Raw genomic sequence first — 21,167 nt, 5'->3', positions numbered from 1 at the left:
TTGAGCGCATCGTTATAGGCTGGCCAGTTCCTGGTCCTGTAGGTCGGGGATGTGGGTCTGCTCATGCACCCCAGCTACCATGCTGGATTCACGAGATGAATCCCTCACGGGATTTGCGCAACAGAGCCCAGTTTTTGCATCAAGATTAACAGAAATTGCCCCGGTCCGGATCACCGACTGGCTATGACCTTTGGAGCGGCGGATGATGGCATGGATCCGCGCCACCAGCTCTTCGCGGTGAAAGGGTTTGGTCAGATAATCATCGGCGCCGAAGCCAAAACCCCTTAATTTACTCTCGGTATCATCGGATCCGGACAGGATCAGGATCGGCGTTTCAACCCGGGCCAGCCGGATCTGACGCAAAACCTCATGCCCGCTCATATCCGGCAGGTTCAGATCCAGCAGGATCAGATCGTAATCATAGAGTCTGGCCAGATCGATACCATCCTCGCCCATATCTGTGCAGTAAACGTTAAGATTTGCATGAGACAGCATCATTTCAATGCTGCGCGCCGTCGAGGGATCATCTTCAACAAGCAAAATTCGCATAAGAAACTCCGCTCTGGCTGAAATGGAAATGCACATTCATTAAGCAAGACTGGCATCCACTGGTTAATGCGGAGTTAAACTGACAGAGTATCGCGGCAATACAACTTAAACTTATCTGTACTTCTGCAGACTGGTCACCTTCAGGGCTTTTTCACCCCAGGTTTCCACCGCCTCGCACCACTGGCTCAGCTCTTCCTCAGACAGAGAATAGCGCTCACGCGCCTCCTGCTCGCTGATCAGCCCATAGCGTACCGCGCGCACCACCACCGCCTTGCGGCTGGCGACCCAGCGCCGGGTTTCGGGCGGCGGCAGATCCGCCCGGGTCATGACCGAACCATCCGGCAGGGTGACCTGCCCTGGCGCCTCTCCTCGTCTGATATACATAGCAGATCCCCTATCAGGCCCTGATACGACTCAGCTTTGCCGGCTCAGGCTTAATCATTGCTGAACCGCGGGGTTGAGAATAGATCACATTTTCCTATATTCTGCACGACCTGAGCCGGTATCCCGAGGCGGATACCCCCTCTGCCCATTCCATGCCCCAGTGCCGGTGACCTGTCATGCCCCGCGATCTATCGCTCAATTCGCTTGGTCTGCCCAAGCCCCCCTCGGAAACCCGGGTGGTCGTTGCCATGTCCGGTGGCGTCGACAGCTCTGTCGTGGCCGCCATGCTGAAGGAAGAGGGCTATGATGTCGTCGGCGTGACGCTGCAGCTCTATGACCATGGCGCGGCGCTGGCGAAAAAAGGTGCCTGCTGCGCGGGCCGCGATATCCATGACGCGCGCCGCGTGGCCGAGGCCATGGGCTTTCCGCATTATGTTCTTGATTATGAAAACACTTTCCGCGAGGCGGTGATCGAGGAATTCGCCGATGCCTATCTGGCCGGCGCCACCCCGGTGCCCTGCATCCGTTGCAATGAGCGGGTGAAGTTCAAGGATCTGCTGGCCACCGCCAAAGACCTTGATGCCGATTGCATGGCGACCGGGCATTACATCCAGCGGATGCAGGGCGAGCATGGTCCCGAGCTGCATTCGGCCGCCGATGCCAATCGCGATCAGAGCTATTTCCTGTTCTCGACCACGCCCGAACAGCTCGATTATCTGCGCTTCCCGCTGGGCCATCTGCCCTCCAAGGCCGAGACCCGGGCGCTGGCGGCGAAATATGGCCTGCCGGTCGCCGATAAGCCCGACAGCCAGGACATCTGCTTCGTGCCGAACGGCAATTATGCATCTGTGATCGAGAAGCTGCGCCCCGAAGCCGCAACCCCGGGCGAAATTGTCGATCTTGACGGCAAGGTGCTGGGCGAGCATCGCGGCGTGATCCATTACACCATCGGCCAGCGCAAGGGTCTGGGCATCGGGGGCCTTGGGGAGCCGCTCTATGTGGTGAAGCTTGATGCCGATAACCGCCGCGTCATCGTCGGCCCGAAAGAGGCGCTCTCGACCCGCACCATCCCGGTGCGTGAGATCAACTGGCTGGGCGATGCGCCCTTTGACAGCCAGGCAGAATGGCATGTGCTGACCCGGGTGCGCTCGACCCGCGCGCCGCGCCCGGCGATCATCCGCCCGCTTTCGGCCACCAGTGCCGAGGTCGAGCTGATCGAGCCGGAAGATGGTGTCAGCCCCGGCCAGGCCTGCGTCTTCTACGCCAATGAAGGCAGCCGGATCTTTGGCGGCGGCTGGATCTGGCGCGGCTATTAAGCGCTCCGGGCACGAAAAAACGCCGGTCCCCGCTCGGGGCCGGCGTTTTTGATTTCAGGGCTTTCAGCCTCAGGCGGCGGGCTGGCTTTCGGCCTTTTTCACCCAGCGTCCCGTTTCATCCGACCAGTATTCGGCCGCCAGTCCGGCTTTGGTGACGGCGCGCCATTCGGCCCGGGCGATCTGCATCTGATCCTCGTCGCCATCCTCAAACAGCAGCCAGATCCGTTCCATCCTGCCCGCCTCGCCCGGATCAACCGGGCTGCCCGCCAGCAGCATCACCGCCCGCGCACCATTGACCGCCGCCCCCGTACCCAGAAGCACCGGCTGATCGGCATCATGCGGCCCGCCCTCGAGCCCATGCGGCAGGAAGCTGTCCTCCGGCCCCTGCCACAGCGCGAGATCGAGCCGCTCCAGCCGCTGGCGCGAGGCGCCGCGCAGCATGACATTCCAGCCCTGGGACAGAGCCTGACCCAGCAGGGTCCGGGCCACATCCCCAAGGCTGTTTTGCTGCAGATGGTAGAATTTAACCGCGCCCAATGCCCCGATTACCCTTCGTAGCGATCCTGGATCAGCCGGTTCAGCGCCCGCACTCCCCAGCCGGTCGCGCCTTTCGGCGACAAAGTGGTGCCCGATTTCGCCCAGGCGGTGCCGGCGATATCGAGATGGATCCAGGGGGTTTCGGGTTTCACAAAACGCTGCAGGAACTGCGCCGCAGTGATCGAGCCCGCCTCGCGCCCGACCGAATTGCGCATATCGGCGATCCGGCTTTTCAGCAGCTTGTCATGCGCTTCGCTCAGCGGCAGGCGCCAGGCGCCCTCGCCCTCGGCCTCGGCAGCGCGCAGGAAGGCATTGCAGAACGTGTCCTCATTCGAGAAGACGCCGGTGTGCTCATGGCCAAGCGCCACGATCACCGCCCCGGTCAGGGTGGCAAGATCGATCATGCCGACCGGGTTAAAGCGCTCCTGGGCATACCAGAGCACATCGGCCAGCACGAGGCGGCCCTCGGCATCGGTATTGATGACCTCGATCGTGTCGCCCTTCATCGATTTCACCACATCGCCCGGGCGCTGCGCCTTGCCATCGGGCATATTCTCAACGAGGCCGACAATGCCCACCACATTGGCGCGGGCCTTGCGCAAAGCGAGGGTGCGCATGACACCGGCAACCGTGCCCGCGCCCCCCATATCCATCACCATATCCTCCATGCCACCCGCCGGTTTCAGCGAGATGCCACCGGTGTCAAACACCACGCCCTTGCCGATCAGCGCCAGCGGGGCTTCGCCCGCACGGCCGCCCTTCCATTGCATCACCACGACTTTCGAGGGGCTTTCCGAGCCCTGGCCGACGGCGAGCAGAGTGCGCATGCCGAGCTTTGCCAGCTCGGCTTCCTCGAGGATCTCAACCTCAAGGCCCAGTTCCCCCATTGCCGCCAGCCGCGCGGCAAAATCATCGGTGGTCAGCACATTGGCCGGTTCACTGACCAGATCGCGGGTGAAGAACACGCCTTCCGCCAGGGCGGCCAGCGGCCCGGCCTCCTGGGCGACCTGCTCGGGTTTCGCGGTCAGGAAATCGACCGGGCCGGGCGCTTTCTGCTCGCCCGAGCGGTAGACCTCAAAACTATAGGCCCTGAGCGCGAGGCCAAAAGAAATTTCCGCCGCGCGCGGATGGCTTTCGGCCAGAACCGTCAGCTGCTTACTGCCATGCGCAGCGCCAATCGCCGCCCCCGCCTTGCGGGCCGCAGCAATATCGGTGCGTTTTGGCAGGCGCAGGATCTGCACCGCTTCGGCGGCAAGGCCGGCCGGGAAGGCCAGCTCCAGCCCCTCGCCCGGCTTGAGCCTGCCAAAGGCCTCGGAGCTGACCGCCCGGGTCAATGCGCCGCGGGCCGCGCGGTCAAGTTTGCGCGCCAGCGGCGAAAGCGGGGCTGCAGCATCGGCAAAAATGGCGATACGCCCCTCGGCCGAGATCAGGGTCTCGCTGTCCCCTTCGAGGAAACGGATCTGAACAGGTTGCGACATATTCTTGATTTCCCTGTATAATTCATGTGCCAGGGCCCTGCGGATCTGACCCGCTGGCAAAGCTCCGCTGCAAAGCTAGTAAAGCCAGAGCCGCTTGGCCAGATATGAGTTTTCCCCTTCCGCAATTTCGTCTAGGGTCCGCTGAGCCGGGAATGACCGCCCGGGGTGACTTCTCTGCCAGGACCTGCCTTGTCGAAATTCGACCGTTATCTTCTGTCTCAGTTCCTGGCACTGTTTGGCTTTTTCAGCCTGGTGCTGGTGGCGGTCTATTGGGTGAACCGCGCCGTTGGCCTGTTCGATCAGCTGATCGGCGACGGCCAGACCGCGCTGGTTTTCGTCGAATTCTCGCTGCTGACTTTGCCCAATGTGATCCGCCTCGTGCTGCCGGTCTCGGCCTTTGCCGGCTGCCTCTATGCGGTCAACCGGCTGATGCAGGAAAGCGAGCTGGTGGTGATGCAGGCCACCGGCTTTTCCGCCTTCCGCCTGGCGCGGCCGGTGTTTTTTTTCGGCCTTTGTGTTTTTGCCATGCAGATGATGCTGACCAATTTTCTGGTGCCAATGAGCCAGGCCCGGCTTTCAGAACGCTCGGCCGAGATCAGCGAGAATATCACCGCACGCTTCCTCAATGAGGGGCGGTTCATGCATCCGGCAAATGGCATCACGCTTTATATCCGCGAGATCAGCCAGCTGGGCGAGCTGAACGATATTTTCCTTGCCGATGACCGCTCGGAAAATGAGCGCATCACCTATACCGCCCGCCAGGCTCTGATCGTGCGCGGCGAGGAAGGGCCGCGGCTGGTGATGCTCGACGGTATGGTGCAGCGCTTCTCGCTCGACGGGCAGCGCCGGCTGTCGCTGACCCGCTTTGCCGATTTCACTTTGGATATGAGCGATATCGTCGGGGTCAGCCGCGGCCGTGGCCTCAGCCTGCGCGAGGCGGGCACGCCGGATCTGTTGCGCGCCAGCCCGGCGCTGCAGGCGGCAACCGGCGCTTCGCCCGCCCAGCTGCTGGAAGAGGGGCATGGCCGGATTTCCTCGGCGCTTCTGGGGCTGGCCGCGCCGCTGCTGGGCTTTGCCGCGCTGATGCTGGGCGGCTATTCACGCTTTGGCCTCTGGCGCCAGATCGCCATTGCGGTGCTGCTGATCATCACCATGCAGATGATCAATACCGCCGCCTCGGGCCAGGCGCTGAAATCCGCCGCGCTCTGGCCGCTGGTCTATGCCGCCCCCTTCGCGGGCCTCGGGCTCAGCGCGCTGCTGTTGTGGTGGGCCGGACGGCCGCGCCGCCGCCCGCGCCAGACCGGCCCTCTCAGTCAGGGCGATGCCGCGCCGGGGGCTGCCGAATGACGCTTTCTCTCTATATCGCGCGCCGCTTTGCCTGGACCATTGCCCAGGTCTTCCTGATCTTCTTCGGTATTCTGATGCTGATCGATATGATCGAGCAGCTGCGCAGGTTTTCCGGCAAGGGCGCGGGGCTGGCCGACGCCTTCCTGCTGTCGCTGCTCAATGTCCCCGAGACGCTCTACGGCATCCTGCCGCTGATCTTCGTCATGGGCTCGATCGCCAATTTCCTCGCCCTCGCCCGCTCATCCGAGCTGGTGGTGGTGCGCGCCGCCGGGCGCTCGGGGCTGCGCTTTGTCGTCACCCCGGTGTTTGTCGCCACGGTGATCGGCCTGTTTGCGGTCGGGGTGATGAACCCGATGGTTGCCGCCACCTCGCGCGCCTATGAGGATCTCTCGGCGCGTTATGCGGCCGGCGGCACCGCGCTTTCGGTCAGCGAACAGGGGCTCTGGCTGCGCCAGGGCGGCGATTACGGCCAGACCGTGATCCAGGCGCGGCGCGCCAATCTCGACGGCACCCGGCTTTACGGCACCACCTTCCTGACCTTTGGCAGCGAAGGCATTCCGGTCACCCGGATTGATGCCGAAGGCGCCGAGCTGACCCGGGGCGCCTGGATCCTTTCCGGTGCCAAAGTGTGGAATCTCGCGGCGGAAAACCCCGAACTGGCGGCCACCCGCTGGCCCGATGGCACCCGCCTGCCCTCGGATCTGACGCCCGAGCGCATCCGCGACAGTTTCGGCACCCCCTCGGCCGTGCCGTTCTGGCAGCTGCCCTCTTATATCCGCGGTCTCGAGAAAGCCGGTTTCTCGGCCCGCAGCTATCAGCTCTGGCTGCAGATGGAGCTGGCGCAGCCACTGCTCCTGACCGCCATGGTGCTGGTCGCGGCCGGCTTTACCATGCGTCACACCCGGGCCGGGAAAACCGGCATCCGTGTGCTCTATGCCATCCTTGCCGGTTTCGCGCTGTTCTTCCTGCGGAATTTTGCCCAGGCCCTTGGCGAGACTGGTCAGATTCCGGTATCTCTGGCAGCATGGAGCCCGCCGCTCGCGGCTGTGCTGCTTGCCCTTGGTCTATTGTTGCATCTGGAGGACGGCTGAATATGCCTCTGCGCCGTCTGCTCGCCTCTCTCGCGCTGAGCACCGCTTTTATCCTGCCATTGCCGGGCCATGCCCAGGAGCAGGCCGCCATGGTCACGGATGAGCTGCAGGTTACCAGTGGCGATGACCGGCTGGTGGCCCAGGGTCATGTCGAGATCCTCTATCAGGGCTACCGCCTGACCGCCACCAGCGTCACCTATGACCGCAGCGACGACAGCCTGGTGATTGCCGGCCCGCTCAGCCTGACCTCTGCCGATGGCAGCACGGTGATCCTCGCCTCCCAGGCCGAGCTTTCGGCCGATATGACCCAAGGCATTCTCACCAGCGCCCGCATCGTGCTCGACCAGCAGCTGCAGATGGCGGCGGGCTCGCTCAGCCGGATCGGCGGGCGCTATTCGGCGATGAATAATGTCGTCGCCTCCTCCTGCCAGATCTGCGCCGCGCATCCGACGCCGCTCTGGGAGATCCGCGCCCGCCGCGTCATCCATGACGAGGCCGCGCAGATGATCTGGTTCGACCAGGCCCAGTTCCGCATCGGCGGTGTGCCGGTGTTCTATATCCCCCGGCTGCGGCTGCCCGATGCGAAGCAAAGCCGGGTCTCGGGTTTCCTCGCCCCCAGTATGCGCTCGACCTCGCTGCTCGGCACCGGGCTGAAACTGCCCTATTTCCTGACGCTCGGCGATGACCGCGACCTGACCATCACCCCCTATCTCAGCACCAAGCGCAGCCAGACGGTCGAGCTGCGCTACCGCCAGGCCTTCCGCACCGGCGCGATTGAGCTGGAGGGCGCGCTGACCTCAGATGATCTGACCGATCATAGCCGGCGCGGCTGGTTCCGTGGCCGGGGCTCTTTCGAACTGCCCGATGATTTCCGTCTGGCTTTCAATGTGATCGCCACCTCTGACAATGCCTATCTGCTCGATTACGGCTATTCGGACCGCGACCGCCTCGACAGCCGGGTCGAGCTGAGCCGGGTGCGGCGCAACGGCTTTTTCTCGCTGCGTCTGGTCAGTTTCCAGTCGCTGCGCGATGAGGATGACAACGACACCCTGCCCTCGCTGGTCACCGATATGACCTTCCACCGCCGCTTCTCGCTGGGGCCCTTGGGGGGAATGGGCGGGCTGCGCATCCAGACCCATTCGCATCTGCGCACCTCGGCAAGCCCGCTCGATCCCGATGCCCCGCTCGGCGATGGCATTTCGGATGGCCGCGATGTCTCGCGGCTTTCGGCCCGGGTGGACTGGCGGCGCAGCTTCATCTCGGATCTGGGGCTTGAGACCACTTTGCTGGGCGAGGCGCAGTTTGATGTCTATCGCCTGCATCAGGATGCGGCCTTTGAGGGCAGCTATACCCGCGCCACTGCCGCCGCCGGGGTTGAGCTGCGCTGGCCGCTGCTCAAGGCCAGCTCGAACGGCGTGGCCCATGTGCTGGAACCGGTGATCCAGATCGTTGGCGCGCTGGATGACAAATCCGGCATTCCGAATGAGGATTCGGTTCTGGTTGAGTTTGACGAGGCAAGCCTCTGGAATCTTGACCGTTTCCCCGGGGCTGATGCGATCGAGCAATCCAGCCGCGCCAATATCGGCCTCAGCTGGACCCGCTATGATCCCGCAGGCTGGAGCAGCATTCTGACCATTGGCAAAGTGCTGCGCAAACATGATCGCGACGGCTTTGGCCTGGCTTCGGGGCTTGGCGGGCTCAATTCCGACTGGCTGGCCGCGGCAAGCTTTAACTTTGCCAGCGGCTTTACCGCCACCACCCGTGCCGTGATCGGCGAGGATCTGGAGCTGACCAAGGGCGAGATGCGGCTCAGCCTGTCCCAGGGCCGGCTCTTCCTCGCCAGCTCGGCGCTCTGGGCGGTGGCTGACCCCAGCGAGAACCGCTATCAGGACAGCCGCGAGCTGACCTTTGACGCCGCCTGGAAGGTCAACCCCTCGCTGACCACCAAGGCCGAGGGGCGCTATGATTTCGACGGCAAGCGCGGCACTATTGCCGGGCTGGGCATCGAATACCGCAATGAATGCGTGGTGGTGGATCTTTCCCTCTCGCGCAGGCTGACGACCTCCGATAGTGTGAACCCGACCACGAATTTCGGCCTTTCGGTCGATCTGATCGGCTTTGGCAATGGCAAGACGGCGGGTCCGGCGCGGCGTTGCTACTGAGATGAGAGCCCGGATCCTGGCCGCTTGATGCAGCCCGGATCCGGAATGCAAGGCAAGATGCCGCGCCCCGATGGCAACCGGAACACCGGAGCCGGGCGGTGCGGCGGGGCAAGACGGGCAGACGGGCGGATACAGATGACCAGACCGCAGACTATGCAGAGCCAGAAGCAGCTTTCAGCGGCACAGCTTTCGCCTCGGCAGATTTCGACCGCCTCGCGGCGCATTTTGCTGGCCGGCGTGCTGGCCGGGCTGACCGGTTTCACCGGCATCGGCGCAGGCGGCGGCTTTGCCCCCCCTGCCGCCCTGGCCCAGAACCTGTTCGCGCCGCAGCTCTATGTGAATGACCAGGTCATCACGGCCTTTGAGGTCGATCAGCGCGCTTTGTTCATGAAAGTGCTGAACGCGCCCGGTGATCTTGAGAAAGAGGCGCTGAAAAGCCTGATCGATGACCGGCTGCGCCTCAGCGAGGCCAAACGCCTCGGGGTGAAACTCAGCCCCGAAGAGCTGACCGCCGGGATGGAGGAATTCGCCTCCCGCGCCAGCCTGAGCGCCGATCAGCTGATCGCCGAGCTGCAGAAGGTCGGGATCAGCGCCGAAACCTATCGTGATTTCGTCCAGGCCGGCGCCCTGTGGCGCAAGATCGTGCGCGAGCGCTACAGCGGCATGGTGCCGGTCTCGGAAGCCGAGGTCGATCTGTTCCTTGAGGCGTCACTGCGGCCGCGCGCCCTGAAAGTGCTGGTCTCGGAACTGGTGATTCCGGCCGAGCCGGGCCAGGAGGCCGAGGCCATGGATCTGGCCAAAAGCCTTGCCGGCTCGATTAAATCCGAGGGCGCTTTCGCTGCCGCTGCCCGCGAATATTCCGCCGCCCCCACCGCCGAGGGCGGCGGGCGTATCCCGGACTGGCTGCCGCTGGCCAATCTGCCGCCGGTGATCTCCGGCCAGCTGCTGGCGCTTGGCCAGGGCGCGGTCAGCGCGCCGGTCACCGTGCCGGGCGCGGTGGTTTTGTTCCAGCTGCGCGGCGTGGAAACCGACAGCTCGGCCGCCCCCGCCGCCATGACCGTCGAATGGGCCGATCTGACCATCCCGGATGATCCGGCGCTTTATGCCAAAATCCTCGCCGGTGCAGATACATGCAATGATCTCTATGCCCTGGCCAATGTGCCGGCTGAGCAGCTGACCCTGCGCAAGCAGAGCATGGGCGAGATCCCCTCTGATACCGGGCTGAAGCTGGCACGGCTGGATCAGGGCGAATTTGCCACCCTCAGCCGCGGCAATGGCGCCATGCGCCTTGCCATGCTGTGTAAGCGCGTGCCGGTGATGGAAAAAGAGCCCGATCGCAGCCGCATCAAAGAGCAGCTGATGAACCAGAAGCTCGACGGCATGGCCGAGAATGATCTGGAGAAGATGCGCCACGCTGCTCTGATCCGCGAGCCGTGAGCCAGGGGATGATCGCGCCGGTTGCCCTGACCTCTGGCGATCCGGCCGGGGTCGGGCCAGAGATTGCCGTGAAGGCCCGCGCCCTGCTGGGCGCGGAGCTGCCGTTTTTCTGGATCGGCGATCCGCGCCATCTGCCGCAAGGCACCGCCTTTTGCCTCATCAGCGACCCGGGTGAGGCGCTGACGGCTGATCCCGCCCTGCTGCCGGTTCTGGCCCAGCCCTTCGCCGCCCCCGCCACTCCGGGCCAGCCCGATCTGCGCAATGCCGCCGGGGTGATTGCCGCGATTGAGCGGGCGGTGGCTCTGGCGCAAAGCGGCGCGGCCTCGGCGATCTGCACCGCACCGATCAGCAAGATCGTGCTGAAAGAGGGCGCGGGTTTCGCCTTCCCCGGCCATACCGAATTTCTCGCCCATCTGGGCGGGGTCGGGCGGGTGGTGATGATGCTGGCCTGCCCTGAATTGCGCGTGGTGCCGGTGACGATCCATATCGCTCTTGCCGATGTCCCCGCCGCGCTGACGCCCGGGCTGCTGGAAGAGACAATCCGCATCACCGCCGCCGGTCTGGCGCGTGACTTCGGCCTGAAAGCGCCCCGGATCGCGGTTGCCGGGCTGAACCCCCATGCCGGTGAAGGCGGGGCAATGGGCCATGAGGAAGATGCGATGATGCGCCCGCTGCTGGCCCGGCTTGCCGCCGAGGGCTTTGATCTGCGCGGGCCGATGTCGGCCGATACCATGTTCCATGCCAGGGCACGGGCCGGCTATGATGTGGCGATCTGCGCCTATCACGATCAGGCGCTGATCCCGATCAAGACCATTGATTTCGCCGGTGGCGTCAATGTCACCCTCGGCCTGCCCTTCGTGCGCACCTCGCCCGATCACGGCACCGCCTTTGACATTGCCGGTAAAGATGTCGCGGATCCCGCTTCGCTGGTTGCGGCTCTGCGCATGGCGCGCGATATGGCACTGGCCCGCGCCGCCTGAAAGGCCGGACCGGGCAGCGGAAGACCGGGGGGTTTCACAGCCCCGGCCCGCCGTGAGATATTTAAAGACAGATCAACAGGAGGCCCTGAGACATGGCTGCGATCGACGGGCTGCCGCCACTGCGCGAGGTGATTAAAAATCACGATCTGGTGGCGAAAAAGCAGCTGGGGCAGAATTTCCTGCTCGATCTGAACCTCACCTCGAAAATTGCCCGCTGCGCCGGCGATCTGAGCGGCGCTGATGTGCTGGAAATCGGCCCCGGCCCCGGGGGTCTGACCCGGGGTCTGCTGGCCGAGGGGGCGCGCCATGTGGTAGCGGTCGAGAAAGACCCGCGCGCCATTCCGGCGCTGATGGAGATTGCCGCGGCCTATCCCGGGCGGCTGACGGTCCTTCAGGGCGATGCGCTGGAGCTTGATGTCTCGGCCCATCTGAAAGGCCCGGTAAAAATCGCCGCCAATCTGCCCTATAATGTCGGCACGGAACTGCTGGTGCGCTGGCTCTCGCCCGAGACCTGGCCGCCGTTCTGGTCAAGCCTGACGCTGATGTTCCAGCGCGAGGTGGCCGAGCGCATCGTCGCCCCGGTGCGCAGCGAACATTACGGTCGCCTGGCTTTGCTGGCGCAGTGGCGCAGCGATGCGCGTATCGTGATGAGCCTGCCGCCCGAGGCCTTTACCCCGGCGCCGAAAGTGCATTCGGCGGTGGTGCATCTGACCCGGCTCGAGACGCCGCGCTATCCGGCGGATGCGCGGGTGCTGAACCGCGTCACCGCTATGGCCTTTAACCAGCGCCGCAAAATGCTGCGCTCCTCGCTGAAGGCGCTGACGCCGGGGATTGAGGAGGTGCTGGAAAGCACCGGCATCGCCCCCACAGCCCGGGCCGAGGAGATCGGGCTGGAGGCCTTCTGCGCCCTCGCCCGCGCCATCAGTGAGCGCGAAAGCCGATCATGAAAACGGGGCCCGCGGGCCCCGTTTTTAATCTGGATTATTCGGCTGCGGCCGGGTTGTCGGGCTTGCCCTCAACGCTGGCTTTGCGCGGACGCGGCGCACGGCGCGGACGGGCCGCCTCCTCTGCTCCTGCAGTCTCAGCCGTTGCGCTGCGCTCGGCGCGGGGCGCGCGCGGCGCACGCGGGGCGCGCTCGGCCCGCTCACCACGCGCGGCGCGGGGGGCTTTTGCGGCTTCAGGCGCGGTGTCATCCAACCCTGGCTGCGGCGCATCGCCCTGCACCTGAGCGGGAGCCGGAGCCTGCACCGGGGCGCGGGTTTCGGCCAGCGGCTCGGCGGGCATAAAAGCGGTGCTGCTGATCTCGGGCTGTGCCTGACCTTCGCTGCCCGGCAGATCAATCAGCGCCGTCTCATCGCCGCTGAAATCGATCACATCCTGCAGCGCAGCCGGGGGCTGATGCGACGGGCCACGGTCGTAGCGCTCATAGCGCTCGCCCCGGTCCTGACGCTCACTGCGGTCCTGACGCTCGCCCCGATCCTGACGCTCACCGCGGTCCTGACGCTCACCGCGCTCATAGCGCTGCTCGCCCCGGTCCTGGCGCTCGCCGCGCTCACGATAGTCACCTCTGCCGCCCTGCTGATGGCCGCCCTGACCAGCCCCCTGACCATTGCCCTGGGCCTGGCCGGCATTGTTCTGCGGGGCGCCGCCACCATTGCCCGGCTGACCACCGCCATTTTGCTGGAAATGCTGCTGCCGGGCTTCCTGCTCGGCGGCCATCTCACGCTGTGCCTCGGCCAGCATACGGGTGTAATGTTCGGCATGCTGCAGGAAGTTTTCCGCAGCAACGCGGTCGTTTGACAATTGAGCATCCCGGGCCAGGCCCTGGTATTTCTCGATAATCTGTTGCGGAGTGCCGCGAACCTTACCTTCGGGGCCCGAGGAATCGAACACCCGATTGACGATATTACCCAGCGTGCGCGGGCGGTTCTGGTTGGAACGCGAGCGTTTCTTGGAAGAGCGCATCTTTTCCTAAAAATATCAGTGGATCCTGAGCCCCTGAGCCTCCGGCTCTGCCGGAGTAAACCATCTGCGGGTCTGTTCGGGGATCTGATCGGGTTTTGCGCGCGGGCCAAAGCCGAAGCTGTCAATTCCGTTGCATATCCATCCCATAATCACGCGCAACCGCTCGTGGCAAGCGATTTCTGTGTCACAGCGGCCTGACTGTCAGGGTTTTTGCGAGGATGTGAACGAAAGTGACGATTTCAGCCCCTGGGCCGCCGGTTTTACGCCAGCGGGCGCGATATGTCGCAGCCCGGCCAGTCTCCCGTCACCAGCCGGTCGCGGCCGTCAAGATCGGGCAGAACCCGGACAGCCTCAAAGCCGGCCGCGCGGAAAAAGCCCGCCACCGCCCGGCCCTGGCTCGGCCCGATCTCGACAATGAGCCGCCCGCCCGGGTGCAGATGCGCCGGAGCCCCGGCCGCGATCAGACGATAGGCGCTCAGCCCGTCAGCGAAATCGGTGAGCGCCAGATGCGGCTCGTGCCCGCGCACCTCCGGCTCGAGCCCCTCCATCTCATCGAGCGCAATATAGGGCGGGTTCGAGACGATCAGATCGAACTGCCCGCTGATCGCCTGATACCAGTCCGAAAGCCGGAATTCCGCTCTTTCGTCAAGGCCAAGCGCCAGGGCATTCTGCCTGGCCACCGCCAGCGCGGCGGGCGAGAGATCGCTGGCAAGGCCGGTGGCGCCGGGCCGCTCGGCCAGCAGGCTCAGCAGGATCGCCCCGGTGCCGGTGCCCAGATCGAGCACCCGGCTGAAGGGCGCGCCAAGCGCGGCCAGGATCAGCGCCTCGGTCTCGGGGCGCGGATCGAGCGTATCCGGGGTAACGGTGAAACGGCGGCCAAAAAACAGCCGGTGGCCGATGATCTGTGACACCGGCTGGCGGGTCTGGCGCGCGCTGATCGCCGCCTCAAACCGCGCCTGTTGCGCCGGGCTCAGCACTTCGCCGATCTGCAGGCTCAGCCGCTCGGGCGCGATCTGCATCGCATGGGCCAGCAGCGCCCTTGCATCGCCCGCCGGAGCCTCGATCCCCGCGTCGCGCAGCCGCGCCACCGCCGCCACCAGAGCCAGTTTCGCGATCATGCGCCGATCTCGGCCAGGCGTTCGGCCTGATCATGGGCGATCAGCGCATCGAGCACTTCGCCAAGATCGCCCTGCATGATCTGGCCCAGCGAATAGAGCGTCAGATTGATGCGGTGATCGGTCATGCGGCCTTGCGGGAAATTATAGGTGCGGATGCGCTCGGAGCGGTCGCCCGAGCCGATCTGGGATTTGCGATCCGCCGCGCGCGCGCTGGCCAGCCGCTCGCGCTCGATCTCAAACAGCCGGGCGCGCAGAACCTGCATGGCGATGGCGCGGTTCTGATGCTGGCTCTTTTCCGAGGAGGTGACGATGATCCCGGTCGGAATATGGGTGATGCGCACCGCCGAATCGGTGGTGTTCACATGCTGCCCGCCCGCGCCCGAGGCCCGCATCGTATCAATACGGATATCCTGGGCCGGAATGTCGATATCAACCTCTTCCGCCTCGGGCAGCACGGCGACGGTGGCGGCAGAGGTATGGATCCGCCCGCCCGCCTCGGTCTCGGGCACGCGCTGCACCCGGTGCACACCGGATTCGTATTTCAGCCGGGCATAGACCCCCTCGCCCGCAATATGGGCGGTGAATTCCTTCACCCCGCCCAGATCCGAGATCTGGCTTTCCAGCACATCAAAACGCCAGCCCATACGCTCGGCATAGCGCTGATACATCCGCGCCAGATCCGCGGCGAAAAGCGCCGCCTCATCGCCGCCGGTGCCGGGGCGGATCTCGAGGATAGCCGGGCGGGCATCGGCGGCATCTTTCGGCAAAAGCGCAATGCGCAGCCGGTGTTCCATCGCCGGGATCGCGGCCTGCAGGCGTGGCAGCTCTTCCTCGGCCAGAGCGCGCATCTCGGGATCGCCGAGCATGGCGCTGGCCTCCTGCAGATCCTGCAGAGCCTGACGATAGGCAAGGATGCCGGAGACCACGGGCTTCAGCTCTGAATATTCGCGTGACAGCGCCGCAATCGCGCCAGGCTCTGCGCCCGCGTTGAGCAGCGCCTCGACATAGTCGAAACGCTCTGTGATCCGGGCGAGTTTGTCTAATGGCACCATAGGGGCGATTTCGCCTGTCTCAGCGGGCCGGTCAAGGGGCGAGAAGGATCACGAAAGCAAAGAGCGGCGCTGCCCCTCGCGGCAAAGCCGCTCAGCCCGGGATATCTGGCGAAGGGGAAATCCGCGGCCGGGCTTCGGATATCTGTGGTCGGGGGGCAAGGCGCGGGCTTCCCCTCTCTGCAAATATCCCCGCCGGAGGCTCTCCCGGCTCAGACCGCGCGACCTCAGCGATCAGCAGAGCTGCTGTTTGCCTTTCGCCAGCTGAAAAGCCAGGGCCGGGGCAGCACTGAGCCATGCGGCATATGGCCCGGGGTCGCTCGCAGCATATCTTTCCTCAGGTAAGATGCCCCGGAACGGGCTGGTCAGCGGCCGGGCGCGGCTTTTCCCCACCCGGCCTGCCCTGCCCGGCCTGCCCACCCTCCACCAGGCGGACAGGGGGCGCAGAACCGCCTCAGAGCGGCAGGGCTTTTTCCACCAGTTTCGCGAAGAAGCTCGCACCATAGGGCGCGGCCTCGTCGTTGAAATCATAGGCAGGGTGATGCAGCCCTGCGCCCGGGCCGATGCCAAGGAACAGATAGGCGCCGGGGCGCTGCTCGAGCATATAGGAGAAATCCTCCGAACCCATTTCGCGGTTGGAATATTCATCCACCGCCTGATCCCCGGAAATCTCGCGCGCCACCGAAGCGGCAAAATGCGCCTCGGCCTCGGAATTGATCGTGGCCGGATAGCCCCAGTCATAATCGACCGCGGCCGTCACGCCAAAGGCCATGGCGGTACCGGCGACAATCTCATGGAAGCGCTTTTTCAGCAGCGCGCGCACCTCGGGGTTAAAGGCGCGGATCGTGGCGGTAAAGGTTCCGGTCTCGGGAATGATATTCGATGCGGTGCCGGTATGGATCATGGTGACCGAAATCACCGCCTCATCCAGCGCATACACATTGCGCGGGATGATGGTCTGCACCGCCTGGACCATGGCGACAATCGCCACCACCGGATCCACGCATTCATGCGGCGTGGCGCCATGCCCGCCCTTGCCGGTCACGGTGACCACGGCGGTATCCACCGAGGCCATGATCGGGCCCGGCGTGGTGGTGAAATGACCCAGCGGCAGGTTCGGCGCATTATGAATGCCGTAGACCTGGGCGATATCGAACCGGTCCATCACCCCTTCTTTCACCATCACCTCGCCGCCGCCGCCATCTTCCTCGGCGGGCTGGAACAGCAAAGCCACGGTGCCGGCGAAATTGCGGGTCTCGGCCAGATATTTGGCTGCGCCAAGCAGCATGGTGACATGGCCATCATGGCCGCAGGCATGCATCCTGCCCGGCACTTTTGAGGCATATTCCGCCCCGGTGATCTCATCAATCGGCAGCGCATCCATATCGGCGCGCAGCCCGATCACCGGGCCTTCGCCCTGGCCACGGATCAGCGCGACAATGCCGGTTTTCGCGATACCGGTATGAATTTCCTCAATCCCAAATTCGCGCAGCCGCGCCTCGATAAAGGCGGCGGTCTCATGGCAGTTGAATTCCAGCTCAGGATTTTCATGCAGGTGGCGGCGCCAGCCCTTCATTTCCCCGGCATAAGAGGCGATACGGTTCAGGACGGGCATAACTTGGATCTTTCCGGCTCGGGCCCTCCGCGGCGGGGGCGTTGTCCACAATGCTGATCTGATCAAAAATTCCGGAGGACCGCAATGTCCCTTCCCCGCCTTGACCGTGCTGAAAGCGACAGGCTGGTCCATTCTGAGGGCCAGGATCCGGGTGCCATCACCCGGCTGAGCGAAATCATGGCCCGGCTGCGCGATCCCGAAACCGGCTGCCCCTGGGATATCGAACAGAGCCCGGCCTCAATCGCGCGCTATACGCTGGAAGAGGCGCATGAGGTGGTCGATGCGATCGAGCGCGAAGCCTGGGATGAGCTGAAAAGCGAGCTGGGCGATCTGCTTTTGCAGGTGGTTTTCCATTCCCGGATGCAGGAGGAGGCCGGCCGCTTTGCCCTGGCCGATGTGATTGCCGCGATCTCGGATAAGATGGTCAGCCGCCACCCCCATGTCTTTGGCGCTGAGAGCCGCGATAAATCGCTTGCGCAGCAAAGCCTTGACTGGGAAACGCTGAAGGCGAAGGAACGCGGCCCTGCCCGGGTGCTCGACGGGGTTGCCATGGCTTTGCCGGCGCTGAGCCGGGCGGTGAAACTGCAGAACCGCGCTGCAAGGGTGGGGTTTGACTGGCCCGATACCGGCGATGTGGTCGCCAAAATCGCCGAAGAGGCCGCCGAGGTGGTCGAGGCCCGCGATCAGCTGAGCCATGCGGAGCTGAGCGAGGAGATCGGTGATCTGTTCTTTGTCATGGCCAATCTGGCGCGGCATCTGCAGGTTGATCCCGAGGCGGCTTTGCGCGCCGCCAATCAGAAATTCACCCGCCGCTTTGGCCGGATCGAGGATTTCCTCGCCGCCCGGGGCCGCAGCCCGGCGCAATCGGATCTGGCCGAGATGGATGCGCTCTGGGATCGCGCCAAGGCCGAGGAAAAGGCAGAAAAGGCGCGGGGCTGACCGCAGGCCCGCCCGCCTCCCTGCCGCCCGGGCTTACTTTTGGGGCAACAGCACGGTGAAGGTGCTGCCCTCGCCCTGGCGGCTGTCGATCTTCAGCCAGCCGCGATGGCGGTTGATGATATGTTTGACGATTGCCAGGCCAAGCCCGGTGCCGCCCTCGGCGCGCGAGCGGTGGCTGTCGATGCGGTAGAAGCGTTCGGTCAGCCGCGGCAGATGCACCGGATCGATCCCCTCACCCTGGTCGATCACATCCACCCGCAGCGCCCGGCCGCGCGAGGTCATCTCCCGCGACAGAACCAGCCGGACCAGGGCGCCTTTCGCGCCGTATTTCACCGCATTTTCGGTCAGGTTGAGGAACACCTGGGTCAGCTGATCGGCATCGCCCGGCAGCAGGGTCTCCAGCGCTTCGGGGCGCTCAAGCAGAATGCTGCCGCCCGCCTCCTCGGCGCGGCCACGCACGGTGGCGATCACGCTTTGCAGCACCTGGACCAGATCAATCTCCTCGCGCGGGCGCATCCGCTCAGAGGCCTCGACCCGGCTGAGCTGCAACAGATCACTGACGAGACGGTTCATCCGCGCCGCCTCGCGCTCCATGATCGACAGGAAACGCTGATGCGCGGCGGGATCGCCCTTCGCAGTGGTCTGCAGGGTCTCAATAAAGCCCATCATCGCGGTCAGCGGCGTGCGCAGCTCATGGCTGACATTGGCGACGAAATCGCGGCGGATCACCTCATTCTGGGTCTCGCGGCTGATATCGCGCAAGACGCAGAGCACCTGACCCAGGCTCTGCACCAGCGAGACCCGCGCCTCATATTGCGTCTCGCCCGGCAGGCGCAGCACCACATCGCGCGGCTCGCCATCGGCCCGGACGGCGGTGATCGCCTCAAACAATTCGGCGGCGCGCAGGAAGAATGCCAGGTTCCGGCCCGGCAATGCCTGGCCCAGCAAAGCCAGCGCCCCGGCATTGGCTGCCACCACCTGCTCGGTGCGGTCGAGCAGGAAGGCCGGCAGCGACATCCCCTCCAGCAATTCACCGGCAAGCGCCTCTGCTGGCACCTGCTGCCCTTCAGCGGATCTCATCGCACGACCGCTTTCAGCCCCTGACGAAAGCGCCTGGCATTGGCCTGATAGCCCGCCGCCGATTTCAGCAGCCTTGCCTGCGCCGCCGCATCGAGCTGACGCACCACCTTGCCGGGGCTGCCCATCACGAGGCTGTAATCGGGGATTTCCTTGCCTTCGGTGATCAGCGCGCAGGCCCCGATCAGGCAGCCCTTACCGATCTTTGCGCCATTGAGGATGGTCGCCCCCATGCCGATCAGCGTGCCCTCGCCGATCTCGCAGCCATGCAGCATCGCCTTATGGCCGATGGTGCAACTGGCGCCGATCACCAGCGGATAGCCGATATCGGTATGCAGCACCGAATTTTCCTGGATATTTGAGCCCGCGCCCACGTCGATCAGCTCATTATCGCCGCGCAGAACCGCGCCGAACCAGATGCTGGCCCCGGCCTGCAGCCGGATCTTCCCGATCAGATCCGCGCTTTCGGCCACCCAGGCCTCGGGGTGAATTTCCGGCGCGATTCCATCGAGTTCCCAGATCATCTTTGTTCAAACTCCCGGTTCAGATCGCGCACGAAGGCGCTCAGATCAGGCTGACGCTCGCGCTTGAGCCGCTCGGCCAAGACAATCGCTTTCAGCCGTTCAAAACAAGCATCCTGATCTTCGTTAACAAGAACGTAATCATATTCGGCCCAATGGCTGATTTCATCGCGGCTTTTCGCCATCCGGCCCGCGATCACCTCGTCACTGTCCTGGCCACGGCCGCGCAGCCGGCGCTCAAGCTCGGCGATCGAGGGCGGCAGGATGAAGACCGAAATGGCATCGCGGCCGAGGGCCGAATTGCGGATCTGCTGGCCGCCCTGCCAGTCGACATCAAACAAAGTGTCCCGGCCCGCTTCCATCGAGGCTTCCACCGGGCCGCGCGGGCTGCCGTAGAAATTGCCGAAGACCTCGGCATGTTCGAGCATCCCGCCCGAAGCCACCAGATCGCGAAAGCCCGTATGATCATGGAACCAGTAATGCACGCCATGTTCCTCGCCAGGGCGCGGCTGGCGCGTGGTGGCGGAAACCGAAAAGCTCAGCGTCGGATCCCAGTCCATCAGGCGGCGCGCCATGGTGGATTTCCCTGCCCCCGAGGGAGAGGAAAGGATCAGAAGAAGACCGCGCCGCGCCATGATTTACTCCACATTCTGCACCTGCTCGCGCATCTGGTCGATCACGACCTTGAGGTCAAGCCCGATCCGGGTCAGGGCGCGGTCCTGCGACTTGGACAGCAAAGTATTGGCCTCACGCAGGAATTCCTGCATCAGAAAATCAAGTTTACGCCCCACTGGCCCGGGATCGGCCAGAAGCTCGCGCGCCGCAGTGATATGGGCGCCGAGCCGGTCCAGCTCTTCGGTGACATCGGCCTTCACCGCCAGCAGCGCCAGCTCCTGGGCAATCCGGGCCTCATCAAAGCCGTCAGCATTGCTGCTGATGCGCTCCAGCGCCTCGCGCAGTGCCTCACGCGCTTTCGGGCGTCGCGCGACCGCTGCCGCGCCCGCCTCATCGACCAGAGCCGCGATGCGGCTGAGCTGCGCCGTGACCAGCTGGTTCAGCGCCGCCCCCTCGCGGGCGCGCATCGCCGAGAAAGCGGCAAGCAGAGCCGGCAGATCGGCGAGGATCGCCGCCCGCAGCGCCGTTGTATCCTCTTCGGCGGCGCCGGTTTCGAGCACGCCGCGCAGCGCCAGCAGATCGGCGGCGCTGACCGGCGCCAGGGCAATTCCCGCCGCGCGCGCTGCCGCTTCGGCCCCGGCCAGCGCCTGCAGCATCCCGGCCAGTACCTCAGGATTGAGGCGCGGGCCGCTGAGCGCGCCCTCTTCACGGCTGAGTTTCAGCGTCATCGAGACATTGCCCCGGCCCAGCGCCTTCTGCAGCTCGGCGCGCAAAGCGCTCTCCAGCCCGTCGACCCATTCCGGCACCCTGAGCCGCAGATCCAGCCCCTTGCCATTGACCGAGCGCAGATCCCAGAGCCAGCTATAGCCCGCCCCCGCGCCGCGCCCGGCGGCAAATCCGGTCATCGAAATGGTCATACTGCCTCTCCCGCCAGAGGGGGCCTGGCCGCGCCGGGGCCCTGAAAACCCTGCCGCATTAACCAGACTG

18 protein-coding genes and 2 pseudogenes are annotated in these 21,167 nt (G+C 64.7%); 8 read left to right on the top strand and 12 right to left on the bottom strand.

The window, feature by feature from the left end; all coding sequences use genetic code 11:
- Positions 1–75: 75 nt before the first annotated feature.
- Positions 76–549 (bottom strand): annotated as a pseudogene (locus tag H0485_RS08805) (response regulator); the annotation flags it as partial.
- A 111-nt stretch (positions 550–660) separates the two neighbouring features.
- Positions 661–933 carry a CtrA inhibitor SciP gene (gene sciP, locus H0485_RS08800; RefSeq protein WP_226934997.1) on the bottom strand — a complete coding sequence of 91 codons (273 nt, stop codon included), beginning with the start codon at positions 931–933 and terminating at the stop codon, positions 661–663.
- A 176-nt stretch (positions 934–1,109) separates the two neighbouring features.
- On the opposite strand from sciP, the gene mnmA reads away from it, so the two are divergent.
- A complete protein-coding gene (gene mnmA / locus H0485_RS08795; protein ID WP_226934996.1) occupies positions 1,110–2,249 on the top strand; it encodes a tRNA 2-thiouridine(34) synthase MnmA in 1,140 nt (379 codons plus the stop codon).
- A gap of 69 nt (positions 2,250–2,318) precedes the next feature.
- Here mnmA and H0485_RS08790 read toward each other — a convergent pair whose 3' ends face one another.
- On the bottom strand, positions 2,319–2,786 hold the full coding sequence (locus H0485_RS08790) for a DNA polymerase III subunit chi (RefSeq protein ID WP_226934995.1): 468 nt from the start codon (positions 2,784–2,786) through the stop codon (positions 2,319–2,321).
- Positions 2,787–2,794: 8 nt separating this feature from the next.
- Positions 2,795–4,264, bottom strand: coding sequence for a leucyl aminopeptidase (locus H0485_RS08785; protein ID WP_226934994.1), 1,470 nt, complete (start codon positions 4,262–4,264; stop codon positions 2,795–2,797).
- Between the two features lie 189 nt (positions 4,265–4,453).
- Between H0485_RS08785 and lptF the strand changes: the two genes are divergently transcribed.
- From lptF to rsmA, 6 genes are all read left to right on the top strand, one after another.
- Complete coding sequence (gene lptF / locus H0485_RS08780) at positions 4,454–5,611, top strand: LPS export ABC transporter permease LptF (RefSeq protein WP_226934993.1); 1,158 nt, start codon at positions 4,454–4,456, stop codon at positions 5,609–5,611.
- Positions 5,608–6,702: an LPS export ABC transporter permease LptG gene (gene lptG / locus H0485_RS08775; RefSeq protein ID WP_226934992.1), complete on the top strand. Its 1,095-nt coding sequence runs from the start codon at positions 5,608–5,610 to the stop codon at positions 6,700–6,702. Before lptF ends, lptG begins: the two co-directional genes overlap by 4 nt.
- 2 nt (positions 6,703–6,704) lie before the next feature.
- Entirely contained in the window at positions 6,705–8,864 is a 2,160-nt protein-coding gene (locus tag H0485_RS08770; protein WP_226934991.1) for an LPS-assembly protein LptD, read from the top strand.
- Positions 8,865–8,999: 135 nt separating this feature from the next.
- On the top strand, positions 9,000–10,301 hold the full coding sequence (locus H0485_RS08765) for a peptidylprolyl isomerase (RefSeq protein ID WP_226934990.1): 1,302 nt from the start codon (positions 9,000–9,002) through the stop codon (positions 10,299–10,301).
- Between the two features lie 8 nt (positions 10,302–10,309).
- Positions 10,310–11,281 (top strand): 4-hydroxythreonine-4-phosphate dehydrogenase PdxA, encoded by a 972-nt coding sequence (gene pdxA / locus H0485_RS08760; RefSeq protein WP_226934989.1) that lies wholly within the window; start codon positions 10,310–10,312, stop codon positions 11,279–11,281.
- A 92-nt stretch (positions 11,282–11,373) separates the two neighbouring features.
- Entirely contained in the window at positions 11,374–12,228 is an 855-nt protein-coding gene (rsmA, locus tag H0485_RS08755) for a 16S rRNA (adenine(1518)-N(6)/adenine(1519)-N(6))-dimethyltransferase RsmA (protein ID WP_226934988.1), read from the top strand.
- A gap of 538 nt (positions 12,229–12,766) precedes the next feature.
- Here the strand turns inward: rsmA and H0485_RS21995 are convergent.
- The 4 genes and pseudogenes from H0485_RS21995 to H0485_RS08735 form a co-directional block, all read right to left on the bottom strand.
- Positions 12,767–13,246 (bottom strand): annotated as a pseudogene (locus tag H0485_RS21995) (DUF4167 domain-containing protein); the annotation flags it as partial.
- Between the two features lie 260 nt (positions 13,247–13,506).
- The gene (gene prmC, locus H0485_RS08745; protein ID WP_226934986.1) at positions 13,507–14,364 is read right to left on the bottom strand and encodes a peptide chain release factor N(5)-glutamine methyltransferase; all 858 of its coding nucleotides are present in this window, start codon (positions 14,362–14,364) and stop codon (positions 13,507–13,509) included.
- On the bottom strand, positions 14,361–15,416 hold the full coding sequence (prfA, locus tag H0485_RS08740) for a peptide chain release factor 1 (RefSeq protein WP_226934985.1): 1,056 nt from the start codon (positions 15,414–15,416) through the stop codon (positions 14,361–14,363). Before prfA ends, prmC begins: the two co-directional genes overlap by 4 nt.
- Positions 15,417–15,867: 451 nt before the next feature.
- Positions 15,868–17,028: a M20 aminoacylase family protein gene (locus H0485_RS08735; protein ID WP_226934984.1), complete on the bottom strand. Its 1,161-nt coding sequence runs from the start codon at positions 17,026–17,028 to the stop codon at positions 15,868–15,870.
- Positions 17,029–17,112: 84 nt separating this feature from the next.
- Between H0485_RS08735 and mazG the strand changes: the two genes are divergently transcribed.
- Positions 17,113–17,967: a nucleoside triphosphate pyrophosphohydrolase gene (gene mazG / locus H0485_RS08730; RefSeq protein ID WP_226934983.1), complete on the top strand. Its 855-nt coding sequence runs from the start codon at positions 17,113–17,115 to the stop codon at positions 17,965–17,967.
- 33 nt (positions 17,968–18,000) lie between these two features.
- Here the strand turns inward: mazG and H0485_RS08725 are convergent, their stop codons facing one another.
- Genes H0485_RS08725 through H0485_RS08710 form a run of 4 tightly spaced genes read right to left on the bottom strand, consistent with a single transcriptional unit; the run spans position 18,001 to position 21,097 of the window.
- Positions 18,001–19,047: a sensor histidine kinase gene (locus H0485_RS08725; RefSeq protein WP_226934982.1), complete on the bottom strand. Its 1,047-nt coding sequence runs from the start codon at positions 19,045–19,047 to the stop codon at positions 18,001–18,003.
- Positions 19,044–19,568, bottom strand: a complete 525-nt coding sequence (locus H0485_RS08720; protein ID WP_226934981.1) for a gamma carbonic anhydrase family protein — start codon at positions 19,566–19,568, stop codon at positions 19,044–19,046. Before H0485_RS08720 ends, H0485_RS08725 begins: the two co-directional genes overlap by 4 nt.
- Positions 19,565–20,200: a guanylate kinase gene (gene gmk, locus H0485_RS08715; protein WP_226934980.1), complete on the bottom strand. Its 636-nt coding sequence runs from the start codon at positions 20,198–20,200 to the stop codon at positions 19,565–19,567. The genes H0485_RS08720 and gmk overlap by 4 nt, the downstream gene beginning before the upstream one ends.
- 3 nt (positions 20,201–20,203) lie before the next feature.
- Positions 20,204–21,097 carry a YicC/YloC family endoribonuclease gene (locus H0485_RS08710; RefSeq protein WP_226934979.1) on the bottom strand — a complete coding sequence of 298 codons (894 nt, stop codon included), beginning with the start codon at positions 21,095–21,097 and terminating at the stop codon, positions 20,204–20,206.
- Positions 21,098–21,167 lie beyond the last annotated feature (70 nt).

The organism is Pseudogemmobacter faecipullorum, assembly GCF_020539525.1.
In the GTDB taxonomy this organism is placed as follows: domain Bacteria; phylum Pseudomonadota; class Alphaproteobacteria; order Rhodobacterales; family Rhodobacteraceae; genus Pseudogemmobacter; species Pseudogemmobacter faecipullorum.
The sequence above is the reverse complement of the archived record's forward strand: the minus strand, read 5'-3'. Positions and strand labels throughout refer to the sequence as shown.